Here is an 18,313-nt window from a genome sequence, read left to right on the forward strand (position 1 = left end):
CCTACGGTCGTTCCTGACAACGCTGTCACCGCGGTCCCGCCCTCGGGCGGGACCGCCCCGACCCTGGAGGTACCAGCCGTGCGCGCTGCCACCCGCCCGGAGCACCGCCCCTCGAGCCGCAGCTGGCTGCGGCGCACCGTCCCCGTCGCCGCCGTCGCGGCCGCGCTCTTCGCGAGCGCCGTCGCCCCCGCCGACGCCGGCAACCCGCACGAGGCCCAGGCGAGCCACGCCGCCCCGGCCAGCCACGGGGCCGCGCCGAGCCACGGCTGGGTCGCGACCTGGGGCACGTCCCCGAGCGGCAAGGTCGACAACGGCTGCGCGAGCTGCACGATCCGCGACGTCGTGCACACCAGCGTGGGCGGCAAGACGGTCCGTGTGCACCTGTCCAACGTGTTCGGCACGGCCCCGCTGGTGGTCGACGAGGCGACGGTCGCCCTTCCCTCGACCCCCGGCACCGCGCAGGTGCAGCCGGGCACCATGCGCCCGCTGGAGTTCCGCGGCACGCAGCGGGTCACGATCCCGGCCGGCAGGGCCGTGGTCAGCGACCCGGTCCGGCTCGAGGTCCCCGCCGACCACGACCTGCTCGTGTCCACCTACACGCCCGGGTACTCGACACCGATGACGTTCCACCCCGGCGCGCAGCAGGACTCGTTCTTCACGTCCGGCACGAACGCGACCGAGGCGACGTCGGCCGCCGCCCTGCCGCAGAAGACCCAGGCCTGGCACTTCGTCACCGGGGTCGACGTCACCGGCTCGCATGCGCGCGGCACGGTCGTCGCGTTCGGCGACTCGATCACCGACGGCTACCAGTCGACGTACAACGTGGACCACCGGTGGCCGAACTTCCTCGCCGGCCGGCTCAACGCCACCCACCACCCGCTCGGGGTCGTCGACGCGGGGATCGGCGGCAACCGGGTCCTGCTCGACGGCGGCGACGGCTTCGGCCCCGCCGCGGTGTCCCGGTTCCAGCGCGACGTCCTGGACCAGACGGACGTCCGGACCGTGATCGTCCTGCTCGGGATCAACGACATCCAGCAGGAGCCGCACCAGCTCGACCCGGCGAAGATCACCGCCGGGCTCAGCCGGATGGCCGCCATGGCGCACGCCCGGGGGATCCGGGTGCTGGGCGGCACGCTCACGCCGTTCGAGGGCTGGTCGACGTACGACGCGTCCGAGGAGGCCGCCCGCCAGGGCGTCAACGACTGGATCCGCCGGACCCGTGCCTACGACGGCTACGTCGACTTCGACGCCGCCGTCCGCGACCCGGCCGACCCGCACCGGATGCTCGCGGTCTACGACTCCGGCGACCACCTGCACCCCAACGACATCGGGTACGCCGCGATGGGCGACGCCATCGACCTCGGCGCGCTGTAGGCCCGGCGTTGTGTGCAGCGCCGCCGTCTGCTAGGCCTGGCGTATGCCCCGGGTCACCGTCCGGCGCCGCGTCAGGCGCATCACGATCGGCGAGCGCACCTCGCACCGCGAAGACCTCCTCGCCGGCGAGGAGCCGCTCGAGATCCGCGTGGGCGGGCGCTCCTACGCCGTCACCATGCGCACCCCCGGGCACGACGTCGAGCTCGCCACCGGCTTCCTCGTCTCCGAGGGCCTCGTGACCGACGGCGACCAGCTCGCCGGGGCGCGCTACTGCGCCGGGTCGCCCGGCCCGCCGGGCACCGGGGAGAACACCTACAACGTGCTCGACGTCGGCCTCGCGCCGGGCGTGCGGCCGCCGGACCCGGCGCTCGCCCGCGAGTTCTTCACGTCCAGCGCCTGCGGGCTGTGCGGCAAGGCGTCGATCGACGCCGTCCGCACCCGCAGCGCCTTCGAGGTGCGCGACGACCCGGTCCGCGTCGACGCCGCGCTGCTGGTCGACCTGCCCGACCGGCTGCGCGCGGCCCAGGACGTGTTCTCCCGGACCGGCGGGCTGCACGCCGCCGGGCTGTTCGACGCGGCCACCGGGGAGCCGATCGTGGTGCGCGAGGACGTCGGGCGGCACAACGCCGTCGACAAGGTGGTCGGCTGGGCCGCCGCCCGCGGGATGCTCCCGCTGCGCGGCACCGTGCTGCTCGTCTCCGGGCGCGCGAGCTTCGAGCTCACCCAGAAGGCCGTCATGGCGGGCGTCCCGGTCCTCGCGGCGGTCTCCGCGCCGTCGTCCCTGGCCGCCGAGCTCGCCGCCGAGACCGGGCTGACGCTCGTCGGGTTCGTCCGCGCCCCCTCGCTCGTCGTCTACGCCGGCGGGCAGCGGGTGGTCGACGACGGGGCCGGGCACGACGTCGTCGGGCACACCGGCGCGCACGACCAGCACAGGACGGGAGACGCGGCATGAGCCGGGACGACACGCGGGACACGGACGACACGCGGGACACCAGGGCGCGCACGACGGACGAGCCTCGGGCGGGCGACCCCAAGGACTGGGCCGCCGGGATCCCGGGGATCGCCCACGCCGTCGTCCCCGCGCTGCGCGGCATGGGCGCGGTGCGGACCGCGAGGCTGCTGCTGTCGATGAACCACAAGGACGGGTTCGACTGCATGAGCTGCGCGTGGCCGGACCCCGACCGGCGCAAGCCCGCCGAGTTCTGCGAGAACGGCGCCAAGGCCGTCACGTGGGAGGCGACGCCGCTGGTCGTGCCGAGCACGTTCTGGGCCGAGCACCCGATCGAGGACCTGCTCACGCGCAGCGAGCACTGGCTCGGCCTGCAGGGCCGGCTCGTCGAACCCGTGCACAAGGCCGCCGGCTCCGACCGGTACGAGCCGATCTCGTGGGACCGCGCGTTCGCGATCGTCGGCGACCGGCTCGCGGGCCTCGACTCCCCCGACGAGGCCGCCTTCTACACCAGCGGGCGCGCCTCCAACGAGGCCGCGTTCGTCTACCAGCTCTTCGCGCGGGCGTTCGGCACGAACAACCTGCCCGACTGCTCGAACATGTGCCACGAGTCCACCGGCGCCGCGCTCGGCGAGAGCATCGGCGTCGGCAAGGCCACCATCACCTACGACGACTTCGGCCAGGCCGACCTCATCGTGATCATGGGCCAGAACCCCGGCACCAACCACCCGCGCATGCTCACCGCGCTGGAGGAGGCCAAGCAGAACGGCGCGAGCATCGTGGCGGTCAACCCGCTGCCCGAGGCCGGGCTCATGCGCTACAAGAACCCGCAGACGGTGCGCGGGCTCGTGGGGCGCGGCACCCGGCTCGCCGACCAGTTCCTGCAGATCCGCCTCGGCGGGGACATGGCGCTGCTGCAGGCGGTCTCGAAGCGGGTGCTCGCAGCGGAGGCCGCTGCACCGGGGACGGTGCTCGACCACGCGTTCCTCGCTGAGCACACCTCCGGGCTGGACGAGCTGCGCGCGCACCTGGCAGACCTCGACGAGGACGCGGTGCTCGCGGCCACGGGGCTGACGGGCGCCGAGATCGACGAGCTCGCCGACCGCTACGTGCGCGCCGAGAGGGTCATCATCACCTGGGCGATGGGCCTGACCCAGCACACCAAGGCCGTGCCGACGATCAAGGAGATCGTCAACCTCCTGCTGCTGCGGGGGAACATCGGCAAGCCCGGCGCAGGGGCGTCGCCGATCCGCGGGCACTCGAACGTGCAGGGCGACCGGACCATGGGCATCTGGGAGCAGATGCCCGACTCGTTCCTCGACGCGCTCGAGGCCGAGTTCGGGTTCGCGGTGCCGCGCGAGCACGGCGTGGACGCGGTCGGCGCGGTGCGGGCGATGGCCGAGGGCCGGGTGCGGGCGCTCGTCGCGCTCGGCGGCAACCTCGTCGGCGCGATCTCCGACACCGGCGCGGCCGAGGCCGCGGTGCGCCGCACCGACCTCACGGTGCAGATCTCGACGAAGCTCAACCGGTCGCACGCCGTCGTCGGGCGCGAGGCGCTGATCCTGCCGACGCTCGGGCGCACGGAGATCGACCGGCAGGCCTCCGGCGAGCAGTTCGTCTCCGTCGAGGACACGGTCTGCGCGGTGCACGCCTCGCGCGGCAAGGTCGAGCCCGTCGGGCCCGGGCTGCTCTCCGAGGTCTCGATCGTCACGCGGATGGCGCACGCCGTGCTCGCCGCGCGGGCCGACGGGGCTGTGCCGGTGCCCGTGGACTGGGCCGCGCTCGAGCGCGACTACGACGCGATCCGCGAGCACATCTCCCGCGTCGTGCCGGGATGTGAGGACTACAACGCGAAGATCCGCCGCGTCAGCGGGTTCCTCCTGCCGCACGGGCCGCGCGACTCGCGCACCTTCCCGACGCCCGACGGCCTCGCGCACCTGACCGTCAACGAGCTCGCCCCCGTCGAGTGCCCGCCGGGCCGCCTGCTGCTGCAGACGATCCGCGCCCACGACCAGTTCAACACCACCATCTACCGCCGCGACGACCGCTACCGCGGGATCAAGGGCGGGCGGGACGTCGTCCTCGTCAACCCGGACGACGTCGTCGGGCTCGGCCTGGCCGACGGCGCCACGGTGGACGTGCACAGCGAGTTCTCCGACGGTGTCGACCGGGTGCTGCCCGGCATGCGCGTCGTGGCGTACCCGACGGCGCGGGGCTGCGCGGCGGCGTACTTCCCGGAGGCGAACGTGCTGGTGCCGCTGGGCGCGACGGCGGAGCAGAGCAACACGCCGGTCTCGAAGGCGGTCGTGGTGCGGCTCGAACCGGCCTGAGGCTCTGGGGGTTCCCCGCCCCGCCACCGCCGAACGCGTCATCTGTCGGTCGGAACGGGCCGATGGGCCGACTCATGACGCGCTCGGCGGTGGAGCCGATCACCGCGCGAGACGTCAAGACTCTTGACGTCGAGGCAAGACTCTTGACGTCGAGACGTGTCCGATACGATCCGACCATGGAGACCAGCCCGCGCCGCGACGACGAGGTCGACCGCATCGTCGCCGCGTGGCGGCGCGAGCGGCCCGACCTCGACGTCGAGCCGCTCACCGTGTTCTCCCGCGTGAGCCGCCTCGCGCGCCACCTCGACCTCGCGCGCCGCGCCGCCTTCGCCCGCGGGAGCCTCGAGACCTGGGAGTTCGACGTCCTGTCCGCGCTGCGCCGCGCCGGCGACCCCTACCGGCTCTCCCCCGGCGCGCTCATCACCCAGACGCTCGTCACCAGCGGGACGATGACCAACCGCATCGACCGCCTCGAGACCCGCGGCCTCGTCGAGCGGCACCGCTCCCCCGACGACCGCCGCGGCATCCTCGTCGAGCTCACCCCCACCGGGCGCACCGCCGTCGACGCCGCGATGCGCGACCTGCTCGAGGTCGAGCACCAGGTCCTCGGCGTGCTCAGCCCCGCGGAGCGCTCGGACCTCGCCGACCTGCTGCGCGTCGTCGGCGGGCAGTTCGACGACTGACGCGCCCCGCCCCGCGCCGGGCCGGGCGCTCCCGCCGGGGAGCGGCCTCGGCCTGCTGCTCAGCGCCGTCCTGCTCTACGCCCTCAACCTGCGCAGCCCGCTCACCGCGCTCGCCCCCGTGGTCGACGACGTCTCCGGCGACCTCGGGCTCACCGAGGCCGCCGCCGGGCTGCTCACCAGCCTGCCCGTGCTCTGCTTCGCGGTCGCGACGCCGCTCGTGTCCACCGTCATCGCGCGGCTCGGCGTCGAGCGGGTGGTCAGCCTCTCGCTCGGCCTGATCGCCGTCGGGACGGTGGTGCGCTCCTCGGGCGGCTACGGGCTCGCGCTCGCGGGGACGGTGCTCATCGGCATCGCGATCGCCGCCGGGAACGTCGCCGTCCCGCTCGTCGTGCAGCGCGACTTCCACGGCACCTCCGGCACCGTCACGGGCCTGTACTCCGCCGCGCTCAACGTCGGGGCGGTGGTCACGACGGCCGCGACCGCGCCGCTGGCCGACGCCGTCGGGTGGCGCTGGGCGCTCGCCGCCTGGGCCGTCCTCGTCCCCCTGGCCTACGTCCCATGGCGGCTCGCCGTGCGCCGGCGCGCGCGCTGGCGGGCGGGCTCGCCCGAGCCCGGTGCGCGCGGGCCCGGCGTCGAGCAGCCGGGCCCCGCCCCCGCCGAGGCCGGCGACGAGTCGCCCGAGACCGCCGCCCCCGCGAGCGTCCTGCGCCGCCCGCTGACCTGGCTGCTCGTCGCGATGTTCGCCGGCCACACCTTCGGGTACTACGGCATCACGGCGTGGCTGCCGTCGATCCTGCACGACACCATCGGCGTCGCCCAGTCCGCCGCCGGCGGCGCGGCGTCCCTGTTCAGCCTGACCGCGATCGCCGGCGCCGTCGGCGTGCCGATCGCCGCGACCCGTGGCACGCCGCCGCGCGTGACGTTCGTCGTCGTCGCGGCGCTGTGGCTCTCCCTTCCCGTCGGCCTCGCGCTCGCCCCCGCGCTGTGGCCGGTGTGGGTGTGCGCGGCGGGCGTCGCCCAGGGCGGCAACTACACGGTGATCGTCTCGGTCATCGTCCAGCGCACCGGCGACCTGTCCGCCTCGCGCCGGACGTCGACCGCCGTGCAGTCCCTCGGCTACGTCGCCGGCGCCTGCGGGCCCGTCGCGCTCGGCGCCGTGCACACCGCGACCGGCGGGTGGACGGCGCCGCTCGTGTGCGTCGTCGGCGCGCTCGGCGCCATGACCCTCGCCGGGCTCGTGGTGACGCGGCCCGCCCGGCGCTGAGACGTCGTCGGGCACCCGCGCCCAGGCTCAGGGGCGGCCCATGCCCACGTACCGCCACCCGGCGGCGCGCCACGCGTCGCGGTCGAGGACGTTGCGGCCGTCGATGATCGTGCGCCCGCGGGCCAGCTGCCCGACGGCGTCCGGGTCCAGCTCGCGGTACTCACGCCACTCCGTCACGAGCACGACGAGGTCCGCGTGGCGCAGCGCCTCGTCGGTCTGGCGCGTGTACAGCAGCTGCGGGTGGCGGGCGGTCGCGTTGTCGATGCCCTGCGGGTCCGTCGCGACCACCTCGGCGCCCAGGCCCTTGAGCCGCACGGCGACGTCGAGCGCCGGGGAGTCGCGGACGTCGTCGGACTCCGGCTTGAACGTCACCCCGAGGACAGCGACCTTCTTGCCGAAGACCGAGCCGCCCAGGGCGTCCACCGCCATGTCCACGACGCGCTCGCGGCGGCGCAGGTTGATCGCGTCGACCTCCGTGAGGAAGCGCAGCGACTCGCCGCGGCCCAGCTCCTCCGCGCGGGCCGTGAACGCCCGGATGTCCTTGGGCAGGCAGCCGCCGCCGAACCCGACGCCCGCGTCCAGGAAGCGCCGCCCGATCCGCGCGTCGTGCCCCAGCGCGTCCGCGAGCTGCGTGACGTCCGCGCCCGCGACCTCCGCGATCTCCGCCATCGCGTTGATGAACGAGATCTTCGTCGCGAGGAACGCGTTCGCGGCCGTCTTGACCAGCTCCGCCGTCGCGAGGTTCGTCACGAGGCGGGGCGTGCCCGCCGCGATCGCGTCGGCGTAGACCTCGTCGAGGAGCCGCACGACGTCGTCGGCCTCCGCGGGGTCGGCGCCGTAGACGAGACGGTCGGGGCGGATCGTGTCGTCCACCGCGTGGCCCTCGCGCAGGAACTCGGGGTTCCAGGCGAGCAGGGCGCCGGTGGCGCGGACCCGCCCGCCGAGGTCCGCGGCCGTGCCGACCGGGACGGTGCTCTTGCCCGCGACGAGGTCGCCCGGGCGCAGGTGCGGCAGCAGGCCGTCGACGGCGGCGTCCACGTGCGAGAGGTCGGCGCCCAGCCCGGTGGTCGACTGCGGAGTGCCGACGGCGAGGAAGTGGACCGCCGCGCCCGCGACGTCGGCCACGTCGGTGCTGAAGCGCAGGCGGCCCGTCGCGCCCGCGGACGTGAGGACGTCCGCGAGCCCCGGCTCGTAGAACGGCGGCTTGCCCGCGGCGAGGTGCTCGACCTTGTCGGCGTCGACGTCCACGCCCACGACCTCGTGGCCGAGCTGCGCCATCGCGGCCGCGTGGACCGCACCGAGGTACCCGCACCCGACGACCGAGATCTTCACGTGCCGAGCCTAGGGACGCCGGTGGCGCGGGGCCAGGGCCGTGACGACAGTTCGCCCGGAGTTCACCCGGCGATCTCGGCGGCCTCCAGCCAGGCGGCCTCGAGCTCGTCCTTCTCGTCGGCCAGCTCGCGCAGCTGGGCGTCGAGCGCGGTCACGGCCTCGTGGTCGGTCGCCTGCTCGGCCATCTTCGCGTGGATGCGGGCCTCGGCGTCGGCGATCTTGGCGAGCCGGCGCTCGATGCGGGTGATCTCCTTCTTCGCGGCGCGCAGCTCGGCGGGGCTCGGCGCGGGCGCCGAGGCGTCCCCCTCCGCCGAGGGCGACGCGCCCTGCGCCGAGGGCGACGTTCCGCCGCCCGCGCCCGGCGTGTCGCGGCGCGGAACGTCGCCGCCGGCGGAGCGGGCGTCGCCGCCGGCGGCGGCGGCGGCGGCCGCGCGGCGCAGCTCCAGGTACTGCTCGACGCCGCCCGGCAGGTCGCGGATCTGCCCGTCGCCGAGGAGCGCCACCTGCCGGTCGCACACCCGCTCGAGCAGGTAGCGGTCGTGGGAGACGACGACGAGCGTGCCCGGGTAGCCGTCGAGCAGGTCCTCGAGCGCGGCGAGGGTGTCGGTGTCGAGGTCGTTGGTGGGCTCGTCGAGCAGCAGCACGTTGGGCTCGGTGATCAGCAGCCGCAGGAGCTGGAGCCGGCGGCGCTCGCCGCCCGAGAGGTCGCGCACCGGCGTGCGGGCGCGCTCCTTGGTGAAGCCGAGCTTCTCGACCAGCTGCGCCGCCGTGAGCTCCTTGCCGCCGACGACGACGGTGCGCCGCTCGCGCTCGACGACCTCCACGACGCGCAGGTGCGCGAGCTCGTCGAGCTCCTCGACGTCCTGGGTGAGCTCGGCGACGGCGACGGTCTTGCCGCGCTTGACCCGGCCGCCGTCGGGCAGACGGCGGCCCGCGAGGAGCGCGAGGAGCGTCGTCTTGCCCGCGCCGTTGACGCCGACGACGCCGTACCGGTCGCCGGGGCCGAGGCGCCAGGTGACGTCGTCGAACAGGACCCGCACGCCCGCGTCCGCCGGGTCCGCCGAGCCCGGCCCGTCCGCCGGGTCCGCCGAGAAGTCGAATTCGGCCCCGAAATCGTCGATTTCAGGGGCGGAGTTCGACTTCTCGGCGGAGACCGGTGCACGGCGCAGCGGCACCGTCACCGTCACGTCCTCCAGGTCGAGCACGTCCTTGCCGAGCCGCTTCGTCGCCGTGCGCGCCAGCTCGAGCGACTCGCGCGGCGGCGGCTCGTCGGCGATCAGCGCGGCGGCGGCGTCGAGCCGGAACTTCGGCTTCGACGTGCGCGCCGGCGCCCCGCGCTGCAGCCACGCGAGCTCCTTGCGCAGCAGGTTGTCGCGCTTCTCGGCGGTGACCTGCGCCGTGCGCGCCCGTTCGGCGCGCGCCAGCACGTACGCGGCGTACCCGCCCTCGTAGCCGTCGACGGCGCCCGACAGGTCCCCGCGCACCTCCCACATGCGCGAGCACACCGCGTCGAGGAACCAGCGGTCGTGGGTGACGACGACCAGCGCCCCGCGCGCGCCCGGCCGCCCGTAGCGCGCGCGCAGGTGCTCGGCCAGCCACGCGACGCCCTCGACGTCGAGGTGGTTGGTCGGCTCGTCGAGGAACAGCACGTCGGGGTCCTCGACGAGCAGGGCCGCGAGCGCCACCCGCCGCCGCTGCCCGCCCGAGAGGTGCAGGGCCGAGGCGTCGAGGTCGAGGTCGCCGAGCAGCCCGGCGTGCACGGAGCGGATCCCGGCGTCGCCCGCCCACGTGTGCGTCGCCGCGTCCCCGTGCACGAGGTCGCGGATCGTCGCGCCCGGCGGGACGTCGTCGCGCTGGACGAGCATCGAGACCCGCGACCCGCCGACGCGGGTGACCCTGCCGCCGTCGGGCTCCTGCAGCCCGGCGAGCAGGCGCAGGAGCGTGGACTTGCCCGCGCCGTTGGGGCCGACGACGCCGACCCGGTCGCCGTCGTCGAGGCCGAGGCTCACGCCGTCGAGCAGGGTCCGGGTGCCGACGACGAGGCTGATCTCGTCGGCGCCGAGCAGGTGGGCCATCGGGCTCCGTCCGTGGGGTGGGGGTCGCTCCCCGGAACGATACGCGGCCGCGCGGCCGGCTCAGTCGCGCGCGCGGCTGACCTGGGTCACCACGCGCGCCCCGTGCACCGGGCCCGCCGCGTGGTGCACGGAGTCCGCGACGCCGGCCGCCGCCCACGCGTCCGCGAGCGCCAGGGCGTGCTGCCGGTTGCGCCCCAGCGCCGCCACCGTCGGCCCGGAACCGGAGACGACGACGCCCGCCGCCCCCGCGCGCTCCGCGAGCGCCACGGTCTCGGCCAGGTGCGGCGCGAGGTCGAGCGAGGCCTCCTCCAGGTCGTTGTGCAGCGCGCGGCCCACCGCCTCGGCGTCCCCGGCGCGCAGCGCGGCGAGCAGCCCGGCGTCGTCGTCGGGGCTGACGTCGTCCCGCCCGCCCGCGCGGGCGTCGAACGCCGCGTACACCCCGGCGGTGGAGAGCCCCTCGTCGCGGACGGCGAACGCCCAGTGCAGCTCGCCGCGGGTCATCGCGGGCGTGAGCAGGTGCCCGCGCCCGGTCCCGACGGCGGTGTGGCCCAGCAGGCCGAACGGGACGTCGGACCCGAGCTCGCCGGCGAGCTCGAGCAGGTCCTCGCGGGCGACGCCGGCGCTCCAGAGCGTCTCGCACGCGAGCAGGGTCGCCGCGGCGTCGGCGGAGCCGCCGGCCATGCCGCCGCCCACGGGCACGCCCTTGGCGATCTCGATGCGCACGTCCGCCGCGATGCCGGTGCGCTCGGCCAGCAGCGCCGCCGCGCGCCAGGCGAGGTTCTCCTCGCCCGTGGGGACGACGTCGGCGTGCGGGCCCCGCACCGCGAGCGAGATCCCCGCCCCGGGCTCGGCGACCGTGACGCGCACCTCCTCGAACAGCCCCACCGCCTGGAACACGGTGACGATCGGGTGGTAGCCGTCGTCCTGCACCCGCCCGACGCGCAGCGACAGGTTGACCTTGCCGGGCGCCCGGACGAGGACCGACGGCGCCGGGACGGGGGCGAGCGGGCCGCGCCGCCCGGCCACGCTCATGCCTCGCGCGGTCCGGGCCCCGCCGAGTCCCCGAGGGCCTCGGCGATGCGGGCGAACTGGGCGATGTCGAGCCGTTCCCCGCGCAGCCCGGGGTCCACGCCCGCGGCCTCGCAGGCCGCCTGCGCCGCGGCCGGGCCGCCCGCGATCCCGGCGAGGGCCGACCGCAGCGTCTTGCGGCGCTGGGCGAAGGCGGCGTCGACGACGGCGAAGACCTGCTCGCGCGTCGCCGTCGTCGGCGGCGGGTCGCGGCGCTCGAGGTGCACGAGCGCGGAGTCCACGTTGGGCACCGGCCAGAACACGGTGCGCCCGACGGTCGCGGCCCGGCGGGCGCTCGCGTACCAGGCGGCCTTGGCCGACGGCACGCCGTACGTGCGGCTGCCAGGGCCGGCCGCGAGGCGGTCGGCGACCTCCGCCTGGACCATCACGAGCACCGTCCGCAGCGACGCGAAGCGCTCGAGGAACGTCAGCAGCACCGGCACGGCCACGTTGTACGGGAGGTTGGCCACGAGCGCCGTCGGCGGCGGTCCGGGCAGCGCGGTGACGTCGAGCGCGTCGGCGCCCACGACCTCGAGGCGGTCCGCGAGCTCGGGCCGCAGCTCGGCGACCGTGCGCGGGAGCTGCTCCGCCAGGGGCGGGTCGATCTCGACGACGACGACGCTCGCCCCCGCGTCGAGCAGCCCGAGGGTCAGGGAGCCGAGGCCGGGGCCGACCTCGACGACGCGGTCGCCCGGCCCGACGCCCGCGGCCCGGACGATCTTGCGGACCGTCCCGGCGTCGTGCACGAAGTTCTGCCCGAGCGTCTTGGTGGGCCGGATGCCGAGGCGCCCCGCGAGGTCTCTGATCTCGGCCGGGCCCAGGAGCCCGCCCGCGGTGTCGGTCATGGGGCGAGCCTACCGACCGGACGCCGCACGGGGCGGCCCCTGCGAAGGGACCGCCCCGTGCGGGTGGTGCGCCGGCGTCGTGCCGGTCGTGCCTGCGGCCGCGTCGGCCGATCGATCGTCAGCCGCGCGTCAGCCGAGGCCGAGCTTGGCCGAGCACCCGGGCCACTGGCCCCAGCCCGACTGCGCCTGCAGCTTCTGGGCGAGGCGCGTCTGCTCCGCGGCCGAGTTCTCCGAGGGGAGCCCGGACCCGCCCATGGCGTGCCAGGTCTGCTCGGTGAACTGGTACAGGCCGTAGAACCCGTTGCCGGTGTTCGTCGCCGGGTTGCCGCCGGACTCGCACTGGGCGAGGGCCGCCCAGACGCTGCCGGACGGCGCGCTGCCCAGGTCCTTCGAGGACGAGGACGACGAGGACTTCGACTCCGAGGAGCCGGAGTCGCTGTCGCTGTCGCTGTCGCTCGAGCTCGACGACGAGTCGGAGTCCGAGGAGCTCGAGGTCTTCTCGGGCTCCGGCGCCGGCTCGGGCTCGGGCGCCGGGCGCTCCTTGGTGCCCTTGACCAGCACGCGGTCCACGGGCTTCGTGGTCTCGCCGCGGGAGACGAGCTCGGTCGACTCGACCTTGCCGTCCACCCGGGTGACCTTCTTGACCGTGGTGTAGACGCCGTCCTTGCCGGCGGTGCGCTCGGTGACGTCGAGGTCGGAGTAGCGGTTCGAGTCCTCGACGGTCTTCGTGTCGAAGTCGACCGGCTTGGTCTTCTTCTCGTTCTTCACGGTGACGCGCTCGACGACCAGCGAGACCGCCGGGTCGGCGCTGTCGTCGCGCTCGACGTGCACGCGGTCGAGGGCGCCGAGCTTCACGCCCTGGGCCTTGAGGACCGCGTCGACGCCCTTGCTGCCGTCGGCGACGGTGGTGGTCTTACCGTCGACGACGAGGTTGACGGGACCGTTCGTGTCGAGCTGCAGCGGGAGGGCGGTGCGGCCCTCGGCGCCGCCGCGCGAGGCGACGAGCGCGACGTCGCCGCCGCGGGAGGCGAAGGTGTCGAGCGCCTGGTCGGCGTCGAGCGCGGTGGTCCAGACCTTCGCGGCCTTGCCGTCCGTCTCGAGCGTGACCTGCTTGCCGGTGCGGACGACGACGTCGCCGCCCTCGTCGAGCGACGCGCCCTCGCCGGGGGCGACGACGTCGTGCGGGCCGACGTGCACGCCCTGCTCGGCGAGGAGGCCGTCGACGGAGCCCGCGAAGGTCGCGACGTGGGTCTGGGTGCCGTCGACGTCGAGCGTGACGGACTTGTGGGCGTCGGCGAAGGCGACGGATCCGGAGGCCACGACCGCCACGGCGGCGAGGCCGGCCACGAAGGGCCAGCGGCGGCGACGCTTGGTCTCGGCGGGGGCCGCGGCGGGCGCCGCTGCTGCGGCGCCGAGGTCGAGGGGCTGGGTCATGGGGGCGCCGTCGTTCGCGCCGTCGAAGGAGTTGCTCACACGGTTCCAGTCGTCGGTGGACCCGGGCACGGCACCCGACGACGCTCGTGGCGTCACCCTCGCCCCGGGGGGCGTGACGACAGCGGTGTCCGCTGCCGTCCTGGGTCTCGGGCTACCGATCCGGTGGCCTCGCCACGGCTGCCCTCGAGGGGCCGGGACCGTGACGGTCGTGGTGCAGAGGTCGGTGCTCGACCGCTGCGCTGTCGCTACGACCAGAGCACCGTAACCGATTCGTTATCGGGCGCCAAGCCCTGGCACGGTATTCTGGTCGGTTCGTACGGGAAGGTCCGCAAGGCGTGCAACGTCGGGTTTCCCCGACTTGGGCGGACCAGGGATCGTTGGATCAGCGCTGGGTCAGTACCAGCCGTTGGCCTGCGAGTGCGCCCAGGCGCCGCACGGCGAGCCGTAGGACGAGGCGATGTAGTCCAGGCCCCACGCGATCTGCGTCGCGGGGTTGCTCGACCAGTCGGAGCCGGCCGAGGCCATCTTGCTGCCCGGCAGGGACTGCGGGATGCCGTAGGCGCTGCTGGACGGGTTCGCGGCGTGGGTGCTCCACCCCGACTCGCGCGTCCACAGGTTGTCGAGGCAGTCGGCCTCGCTGCCGCCCCAGCCGCGCGAGGCGGCCATCGAGCGGCCGAGGGCCTCGTTCGCCGTCGGGGTGTCGACCGGGCGCTTCTTGGTGCCCTTGGACACGACCTCGTCGACCGGCTTCGTCGTGACCTTCGAGGAGACCTTCTTGCGGTCCGTGACCTTGCCGTCGACGCGCGTCACGGTCTCGACGGTCGTGACCTTGCCGTCCTTGCCGTCCTTCGTGACGACCGGGGACTGGTCGGTGTACCGGTCGGGGTCGGAGACCGTCTTCGTCTCGTGCTCGACGCTCCGCGTGCTCGACTCGTCCTTCACGTCGACCCGCTGCACGACGACGGAGACCGCCGGGGCAGCCTCGGAGGCCTTCGCGTCCGTGGCCTTGGCGTCCGCGGCCTTGGCGTCGGTCGTCGCGACCGCTTCGGCCGCCTTCGCGTCGGTCGTCGCGACCGCGTCGGCCGCCTTCGCGTCGGTCGCCTTCGCGTCGGTCGCCTTCGCGTCGGTGGCCTTCGCCTTCGCGGCGGCCTTGGCCGCGGCCTTCTCGTCGGCGCGCTCGACGACGACGCGGTCGTCGTCGTCCACCTTCACGCCCGCGTCGGCGAGCGCGTCCTTGACGTCGACGGACCCGTCGGAGACGGTGCGCGCCTTGCCGTCCGCGACGACCTCGACGGGCGCCGTCGTGTCCAGCGGGATGGACAGCGCCGTGCGGCCGCCGGACGACGAGCGCGAGGCGACGAGGCTGACGTCGCCGCCCGTGCGCGCGGAGAGGGTGTCGAGCGCGTGGTCCGCGTCGGTCGCCGTCGTCCACACGTCCTCGTTCTTGCCGCCCGCCTGGACGGTGACCTTCTTCGCGGTGCGCACGACGACGTCGGCGCCGTCCTCGAGCTGGCTCGCCGGGGCGGGCGCGACGACGTCGCGGGTGCCGGGGTGGACGTCCTGCGCCGCGAGGAGCGCGTGGACGTCGTCGGCGCGGGTGCTGACCTGCGTGACGGACCCGTCCACGTCGAGCGAGACGGTCTTGGCGCCGCCCGCGTAGGCGACCCCGCCGGTGACGGCGACCGCGACGGCGGTCGCGGTGAGGGTCAGGGGCAGGCCGCGCCGCCACAGGGGCCGGCGCGGCGTGTGCGCCGCGCGGTACGCGACGCGGGTCTCGGTGCCCGGACCGGCGGGGGCGGTGAGGCCGGAGGTGGTGGTGGGCTGGGCGTCCCGCTCGGTCGCGGGCACGGTGGCGTCGTTCGAGGGCGTCATGGGGTGGCTCGTCCTTGCATCGGCGGCCGGAGGGCGCCGTGCGCCACGTCCGGAGGTACCGCGGCGTCTTGGGGCCGCTGACACAGGGGCGGGGTGTCCGCACTTCCTGCGCTCGCCGACGACCGTAATCGTCCCGTGACCATCGACCAAGGACGATGCCCGCTTTTCACCGAGAGCGCACAACCCCTCTCCCGGGGGTCACCAAGCGGCGTGAGCCGGGCCACATATCACACCTTGGTCCTTCGTGCGACCCGTCGCATCTGGCGGGACCTGTGCACGCCGGGATCAGTGCCGGCGGCGGTGGTCAGTACCAGCCGTTGGAGCTCGAGTGCGCCCACGCCCCGCAGGGGCTGCCGTAGCGCCCCTGGATGTAGTCCAGGCCCCAGGAGATCTGGGTGGCCGGGTTCGTGGACCAGTCGGAGCCGGCGGAGGCCATCTTGCCGCCCGGCAACGCCTGCGGGATCCCGTACGCGCCGCTGCTCGCGTTCTGCGCGTGCGGGTTCCAGCCGCTCTCCTTCTGCCACAGCTTGTCGAGGCAGACCCACTCGGCGCCCGACCAGCCGCGCGAGGCCGCCATCTTCTGGCCGATGGCCCGGGCCGAGCCGGGGCTCACGTCGGCCGTCTCGATCTTCATCGTGCCGACGTGCACGATCTCGTCGCGCGCCGGCACGGTGATCTGCTGGGCGAGGACGGTGCGCGAGACCTCCTTGCCGTCGAGCTTGTGGACGACGTAGGAGGTGATGGCCTCGCCGTCGCGCCCGCTCTGCACGACCCGGCGCTCGCCCTTCGGCAGGCCGGCGTCCTCGATCTCCGACGACGTGTGCTCGAGCGTCTGGGAGCCGGTCCGGGCCTCGCTCGTGGCGCGCTGCACCTGGACGACCATGCCCTGCGTCGGGTCCTCGCCGAGCCCCACCGACGTCTCGTCGCTCGGGCCGAGGCGCACGCCCGCGTCCTTGAGCGCCGCGCCGACGGTGGCCGCGAGGGTCGTGACCTCGTGCTTCTTCCCGTCCGCGACGACCGTGAGCGTCTTGCGCGTGGAGACCGCGAGCGGCGCGCGGCCGAGCGCCTCCGAGCGCGACGCCGACGTCACGGCACCGTGCCCGCGCGAGCCGAGGGACTCGAGGTACTCCCCCACGGTCCGCGCGGTCGTGTGCACGGTGCGGGTGCGCCCGTCCATCTGCACCGTGATCGCGCGGTTCGTGCGCACGACGACGGTGTCCCCGTCGCCGACCGGCGCGTCCAGCCCCGGCTGGACGACGTCGTCGGCGTCCGGGTGCACCCCGGCCGCCTCGAGGACCCCGCCCACGGTGCCGGCGTAGGTGCTCACGTCGCGGACGTGGCCGTCGTCGTCCACCTGGACCGTGCTGTGCGCGAAGCCGTAGACCGTCGTGGTGCCCACGAGGCCCGCGAGGACCGCCGAGCGGGCGACCGTCGGCACGGTGCCCGAGCGGCGCAGCGCGCGCACGCCGGGCGCCAAGCGCTCGGGTGCGAGCGCGCCGGGCCCGGTCGGGATCGGCCGGACCGCGGCGGGCCGGACGGGGACCGGACGGACGGGCGCCGGGGCGTCGGCGCGGACCGGGCCGGAGGCGGGGCCCGAGGGGACCGGGCGGGTCGGCGGGACCGGCCAGCGGGGACCCCTGGGGCTCTGCCTCGAGCGCTCGGCGGCGGCCTGCGCGGCGCGATACTCGGCCCGGGTCGGCAGGCGCCGCGAGCCGGAGGAGGAGACGTCGCCGGCCGGGCGCGGGTCGGACGATGGGCTCACGGGCGCTGGCAACCTTCCGCTCGGTTCGGACATTCGGTGCACGACGGTAACCGACGATCCCGGCCGAGTCGATAGCCGTCCATCACCCGGTGCACGGGCCCCGCCTGTCCACACCCGGCCTTGGCCCAGGATCACGCGGGAGCGCCGGGCCACCCGCCGTAGACCTGCTCGGCGTTGCGCGAGACGGCGCGGCAGACGTCCTCGAGGGAGCGGCCGAGGACCTCCGCGACCGTCCGCACGGTGTACGGCACGAGGTACGGCGCGTTGGGCCGCCCCCGGTAGGGGTGCGGCGTCAGGTACGGGGCGTCGGTCTCCACGAGCACCTGGTCGAGCGGGACCGCGCGCAGGGCGGCGCGCAGCTCGTCGTTCGCCCGGAAGCCCACCGGCCCGGCGAACGAGAGGTACCAGCCCTGCGCCGCGCAGAACCGCGCCATCTCGGCGTCGCCGGAGTAGCAGTGGAAGACGGTGCGCTCGGGAGCGCCGTCACGGGCGAGGACGTCCAGCACCTGCGCGTGGGCGTCCCGGTCGTGGATCTGCATCGCGAGGCCGAGCTCCTTGGCGAGCGCGACGTGCGCGCGGAACGCCTCCCGCTGGACCTTCGCGCCGCGCGGGCCCGTGCGGAACAGGTCCATGCCCGTCTCGCCGATGGCCCGGACCCGCTCGTTCGCTCGGGCGACGGCGGCGACCTCCGCGATCGCGTCGTCCAGCCCGACGGCGTGGCGCGCCTCCGGCTCGGGCGTCAACCCGTCGGGCCCGACCTCGAGGTCGCCCGGCGCGGGGCGCAGACCGAGGGCGTGCAGCACGGACTCGTTGGGGTGGATCGCCACGGCGCCGAGCACGGCGGCCGCCACGGTGCGGATCCCCACCGCCGAGGGCGACGCCCCGCGCGCCGATGGCGACGCCCCGCGCGCCGAGGGTGACGCCCCGCGCGCCGAGGGTGACGAAATGCGTCCCTCGGAGCCCCGTTCGGGCCGCGAAACGTCACCGTCGGCGGACCCGACGTCACCGTCGGCGGACGTGGCGTCACCGTCGGCGGGCCCGGCGCTCAGGAGCGCGTCCGTCCAGCGCACCGCGTCGAGGTCGCACCCCACCTGGACCATGCGGTCGACGCCCACCGCCGCGGCCCGCGCGACGACGTCCTCGACCGACGGCACGGGGATCGGACGCTCCACGAGCTCACCCGCGTCGTCGGGCACCCGGTCCGTGACCTGCGCCGCGAACGGCCCGATCGCGTCGAGGTGCGTGTGGTTGTCCACCACCGGCACGGGCAGCGGGTCCGGGTCGGCGGGCCAGCCCCGCTCCCGGCGCCTGCCGGCCATCAGCCG

Annotated in this window: 13 protein-coding genes and 1 pseudogene; 5 read left to right on the forward strand and 9 right to left on the reverse strand. The window is 75.3% G+C overall.

Annotation, left to right across the window (positions count from 1 at the left end):
- Positions 1-78 precede the first annotated feature (78 nt).
- The 5 genes from EDF32_RS02990 (at position 79) to EDF32_RS03010 (ending at position 6,600) form a co-directional block, all read left to right on the forward strand.
- Entirely contained in the window at positions 79-1,374 is a 1,296-nt protein-coding gene (locus EDF32_RS02990) for an SGNH/GDSL hydrolase family protein (protein WP_233565651.1), read from the forward strand.
- A gap of 43 nt (positions 1,375-1,417) precedes the next feature.
- Positions 1,418-2,326 (forward strand): formate dehydrogenase accessory sulfurtransferase FdhD, encoded by a 909-nt coding sequence (gene fdhD, locus EDF32_RS02995; protein WP_123307024.1) that lies wholly within the window; start codon positions 1,418-1,420, stop codon positions 2,324-2,326.
- A complete protein-coding gene (locus EDF32_RS03000) occupies positions 2,323-4,653 on the forward strand; it encodes an FdhF/YdeP family oxidoreductase (protein WP_123307025.1) in 2,331 nt (776 codons plus the stop codon). The genes fdhD and EDF32_RS03000 overlap by 4 nt, the downstream gene beginning before the upstream one ends.
- Positions 4,654-4,829: 176 nt before the next feature.
- On the forward strand, positions 4,830-5,336 hold the full coding sequence (locus tag EDF32_RS03005) for a MarR family winged helix-turn-helix transcriptional regulator (RefSeq protein WP_123307026.1): 507 nt from the start codon (positions 4,830-4,832) through the stop codon (positions 5,334-5,336).
- 118 nt (positions 5,337-5,454) lie between these two features.
- Positions 5,455-6,600 (forward strand): CynX/NimT family MFS transporter, encoded by a 1,146-nt coding sequence (locus EDF32_RS03010; protein ID WP_233565652.1) that lies wholly within the window; start codon positions 5,455-5,457, stop codon positions 6,598-6,600.
- A gap of 27 nt (positions 6,601-6,627) precedes the next feature.
- On the opposite strand, the gene EDF32_RS03015 is transcribed toward EDF32_RS03010, so the two are convergent.
- The 9 genes and pseudogenes from EDF32_RS03015 to EDF32_RS03050 form a co-directional block, all read right to left on the reverse strand.
- A complete protein-coding gene (locus EDF32_RS03015) occupies positions 6,628-7,932 on the reverse strand; it encodes a UDP-glucose/GDP-mannose dehydrogenase family protein (protein WP_123307028.1) in 1,305 nt (434 codons plus the stop codon).
- A gap of 62 nt (positions 7,933-7,994) precedes the next feature.
- A complete protein-coding gene (locus EDF32_RS03020) occupies positions 7,995-9,425 on the reverse strand; it encodes an ATP-binding cassette domain-containing protein (RefSeq protein WP_370449909.1) in 1,431 nt (476 codons plus the stop codon).
- A 113-nt stretch (positions 9,426-9,538) separates the two neighbouring features.
- A pseudogene (locus EDF32_RS15070) lies at positions 9,539-10,007 on the reverse strand (ATP-binding cassette domain-containing protein); the annotation flags it as partial.
- Positions 10,008-10,067: 60 nt separating this feature from the next.
- Positions 10,068-11,039: a 4-(cytidine 5'-diphospho)-2-C-methyl-D-erythritol kinase gene (locus tag EDF32_RS03025; RefSeq protein ID WP_123307030.1), complete on the reverse strand. Its 972-nt coding sequence runs from the start codon at positions 11,037-11,039 to the stop codon at positions 10,068-10,070.
- Entirely contained in the window at positions 11,036-11,920 is an 885-nt protein-coding gene (gene rsmA, locus EDF32_RS03030; RefSeq protein ID WP_123307031.1) for a 16S rRNA (adenine(1518)-N(6)/adenine(1519)-N(6))-dimethyltransferase RsmA, read from the reverse strand. Before rsmA ends, EDF32_RS03025 begins: the two co-directional genes overlap by 4 nt.
- 129 nt (positions 11,921-12,049) lie before the next feature.
- Positions 12,050-13,423 (reverse strand): resuscitation-promoting factor, encoded by a 1,374-nt coding sequence (locus EDF32_RS03035; RefSeq protein ID WP_233565653.1) that lies wholly within the window; start codon positions 13,421-13,423, stop codon positions 12,050-12,052.
- 324 nt (positions 13,424-13,747) lie between these two features.
- Entirely contained in the window at positions 13,748-15,226 is a 1,479-nt protein-coding gene (locus EDF32_RS03040) for a G5 domain-containing protein (protein WP_123307032.1), read from the reverse strand.
- Positions 15,227-15,530: 304 nt separating this feature from the next.
- Positions 15,531-16,988: a ubiquitin-like domain-containing protein gene (locus EDF32_RS03045; protein ID WP_233565654.1), complete on the reverse strand. Its 1,458-nt coding sequence runs from the start codon at positions 16,986-16,988 to the stop codon at positions 15,531-15,533.
- A 131-nt stretch (positions 16,989-17,119) separates the two neighbouring features.
- Positions 17,120-18,307, reverse strand: coding sequence for a TatD family hydrolase (locus tag EDF32_RS03050; RefSeq protein ID WP_123307033.1), 1,188 nt, complete (start codon positions 18,305-18,307; stop codon positions 17,120-17,122).
- Positions 18,308-18,313: the final 6 nt, after the last annotated feature.

It is taken from the genome of Cellulomonas sp. PhB143, assembly GCF_003752595.1.
Classification (GTDB): domain Bacteria; phylum Actinomycetota; class Actinomycetes; order Actinomycetales; family Cellulomonadaceae; genus Paraoerskovia.